Origin of the sequence: Halomonas sp., from assembly GCF_031581305.1 — a bacterium.
GTDB lineage: Bacteria > Pseudomonadota > Gammaproteobacteria > Pseudomonadales > Halomonadaceae > Halomonas.
This window is the reverse complement of the sequence record NZ_JAVLBC010000278.1, coordinates 1-3,218: the sequence shown is the minus strand read 5'-3', so window position 1 is coordinate 3,218 and position 3,218 is coordinate 1. Positions and strand designations below refer to the sequence as shown.

Below are 3,218 nucleotides of genomic sequence, written 5' to 3'. Positions count from 1 at the left end.
CTTGGGGGCCCGGCCCGAGAATGCTCAGGACGTGCACTGGCATCGGCTCGATATCCGTCACGGAGGGCGTGTTATCGCGTTGTTGCGCCGCCTGCAGCCAGATGCCATCGTCCATTTAGCGGCCCAATCCCACGTGCCCACGAGTTTCCAGAAGCCAGAGTGGACCTGGCGCGTCAACCTACAGGGCACTCTCAACCTGCTGGAGGGCGTCAAACAGGCAAGCCCCCTGAGTCTGGTGCTGAATGTCGGTTCGTCGGACATGTATGGCGGTGCGTTTCGCAGTGGTGAGCCGGTTACCGAGCAGACGGCGTTTCAGCCGCTCAACCCCTACGCAGCCAGCAAGGCAGCAGCCGACCTGGCCGCCGGCCAGTATGCTGCCAGTGAGGGGCTGCGGGTGATTCGTGCCCGGCCCTTCAATCATACCGGCCCCGGCCAGCGTGACGACTTCGTGCTGGCTGCCTTCGCCACCCAGATCGCCCGCATCGAGGCTGGCCTGCAGCCCCCCGTGGTCGAGACCGGCAACCTGGATGCCCAGCGCGACTTTCTCGACGTGGAGGACGTGGTTGGCGCCTACCTGGCGCTGCTTGAGCTGCCCGAGGCGGCCCAGCGTGGCCAGGCCTACAATATCGCTTCCGGGCATCCGGTAGCGGTAGGTGAGCTGCTGAACATGCTATTGGCCCGCGCCCGCTGCTCCGTCGATCATCACCTGGATCCGGCCCGCCAGCGTCCCGCCGATATTCAGGCTGTGCGTGCTGACACCACGGCGCTCCGCCACACGACCGGCTGGCATCCTGCCATCTCCCACGGCGCCATGCTTGACCGACTGCTGAACGACTGCCGACAGCGCTTGGCCGCTGCTGAGACTGCCCCATGAACCTCTCTCTGCTCTATCATCTGACCCGACAGGACCTGGTCGATAGCTATGCTGGCTCCATCCTTGGCGCGGCCTGGACCTTTATCATGCCGCTGGTCAATATCCTGATCTTCACCCTGATCTTCTCGCGCATCATGGGCATGAGGCTGGGCGAGATGGGTGCGGAGCTGGAGCAGTACAGTTACAGCGTCTACCTGGTGATCGGCGTGCTGGCGTGGAACCTGTTTGCCAATACCCTCTCTCGGGTGACCCATGTTTTCCATGAAAAAGCCGCCATCATTGGCAAGGTCAATGTTTCATTGTTTGCCTTGCCACTGTATATCCTGTTTAGTGAGCTGACCGTCTATGTGATTGCCAGTACTTTCTTCATTATTTTCCTGCTGGCAATCGACTTCGACTTTACCTGGCACTGGCTCTGGTGGCCGCTTATCTTGATCGTTCAGCAGACCCTGGCCTATGCCATCGGTATCATCTTCGCCACGCTTAGCGTCTTCATTCGCGATATCAAGCAGTTTGTGGGTGTGCTGACCCAGCTGTGGTTCTGGTTGACCCCCATCGTCTATGTCATCAACATTTTGCCGGAGAAATGGAAAGCGCTGTTCCTTCTCAATCCTTTCTTCCATATCGTCAACGCCTTGCGCGATTCGCTGATGCTGCACTCCCACCCGGCGTTAATTCCGCTGGTGGTGCTGATGGCCATTGCCTTACTGCTGCTCGCTTTCGGCCTCTGGCTGGGCCAACGTCTTGAGCGTGATATCCGCGACTTCATCTAGAGCGCCGCCATGATCCACGTTCAAGATATCACCAAGCATTTTCGCTTCTACGCCAAGCCCTCGGACCGGCTGCGCGAGCTCATCACCCGTCGGCCACGCCACCACTCCCACAAGGCGCTCGACGGTATCAGTTTCCAGGTGGCCAGCGGCGAGACCTTGGGTATCCTGGGGCGAAATGGCGCCGGTAAGTCGACCCTTCTGAAGATCCTCACCGGTGTGCTGCTACCCGATAGCGGCACCTTTCGCATCGAAGGACGCATCACCGGGCTGCTGGAGTTGGGTACCGGCTTCGACAGCAACCTCACCGGCGCCCAGAACATCCTGGCCAACGGCCTGCTGCTGGGCATGACGCGACAGGAAGTGGAAGCCCGCCGCCAGGCGATCATCGATTTCAGCGAGCTGGGGACTTTCATCGATGAGCCTCTGCGCACCTACTCCTCGGGGATGGTCATGCGCCTGGCCTTTGCCATCGGTATTCATGCCGACCCCAGTTGCTTCGTCATCGATGAGGCGCTATCCGTGGGCGATGCCCACTTCCAGCAGAAGTGCATGCGTCGCATTCGAGAATTCCGCGCCCAGGGAGGATCGATTATCTTCGTCTCCCACGACATCAATGCGGTCAAGATGCTCTGCGACAAGGTCGTCGTCCTGGAGGGAGGAAAAGCGGTATTCGCCGGCGAGCCTGAGGCTGGTGCCAACCACTACAATCGGCTCCTGGCCGAAGAGACCGACCTCGATGGTCAGGCAGTGCAGCAGGCCAACTATGGCAGTGGTGAGGTCACGGTTCTCGCTTGCAACTTGGCTGGGCAAGACAGTGGTGGCGCTATCCTGACCAGTGGCGAAAGGGCTGAGTTACTTATCGATCTGGAAGCTCGAGAGGATCTGAATGAGATTACCCTAGGGCTGATGATCCGGGACCGCTTCGGTCAGGATGTTTTCGGTACCAACACCTTTTACATGGGCCAGAAGCTCGCCATGCGTGCCGCTGAGCGGCAACGTTGTCGCATGGAAATTGATATGTGGCTGGCGCCTGGCAAGTACACTCTGACATTGGCACTACACGAAGGCAGCGATCACACGCGGCGCTGCTATCAGTGGTGCGATAATCTGTTGCGTTTTGATATTGCTGGAATACGCGGGCCTACCTTCGGAGGTATATGCCGTCTGCCGATGACCTGCCACTTCGGTGAGCCCGGACAGCGGTCAGCCAAGGAAAGCGATCATGCTGCGTCAAAATAATGCTCGGCTTGATACCAAACGACTGAATGAGCAGATACGTCGACGCAGCGAAGCTGCAGAACCGTTGCCCGAATGGTGCGGTGAAGTCCGGTGGCGTAAAAGCCTCGAAGGTCGTCTGGTCGAGCTGGGCGCCAGCCACCAGCGTGGCAGCAGGCCTGTCACCGACTACACTGGCCTGCTCGGTTTGCCCGACGCCGACTTCCTGGATGCCGCCTACCGCTGCCTGCTAGGCCGTCTGCCCAGCGTCGAGGAGCGCAACCGTGGCCAAGAACAGCTGATGGCGGGCCTGGCGCGAGAGCAGCTGCTGCTGGTACTGGCCGATCAGACCGAGG

The 3,218-nt window shown here is 59.9% G+C and carries 4 protein-coding genes; all 4 read left to right on the top strand.

Annotated elements, in window-relative coordinates; all coding sequences use genetic code 11:
• On the top strand, nt 1-874 hold an 874-nt coding region (locus RI841_RS15675), incomplete at its 5' end, for a GDP-mannose 4,6-dehydratase (protein WP_310706563.1).
• Nucleotides 871-1,647: an ABC transporter permease gene (locus tag RI841_RS15670; RefSeq protein WP_310706562.1), complete on the top strand. Its 777-nt coding sequence runs from the start codon at nt 871-873 to the stop codon at nt 1,645-1,647. The genes RI841_RS15675 and RI841_RS15670, both read left to right, overlap by 4 nt.
• 9 nt (nt 1,648-1,656) lie before the next feature.
• Complete coding sequence (locus tag RI841_RS15665) at nt 1,657-2,886, top strand: ABC transporter ATP-binding protein (RefSeq protein WP_310706561.1); 1,230 nt, start codon at nt 1,657-1,659, stop codon at nt 2,884-2,886.
• The coding region (locus RI841_RS15660; RefSeq protein ID WP_310706560.1) for a hypothetical protein at nt 2,870-3,218 on the top strand (349 nt) is incomplete at its 3' end. The genes RI841_RS15665 and RI841_RS15660, both read left to right, overlap by 17 nt.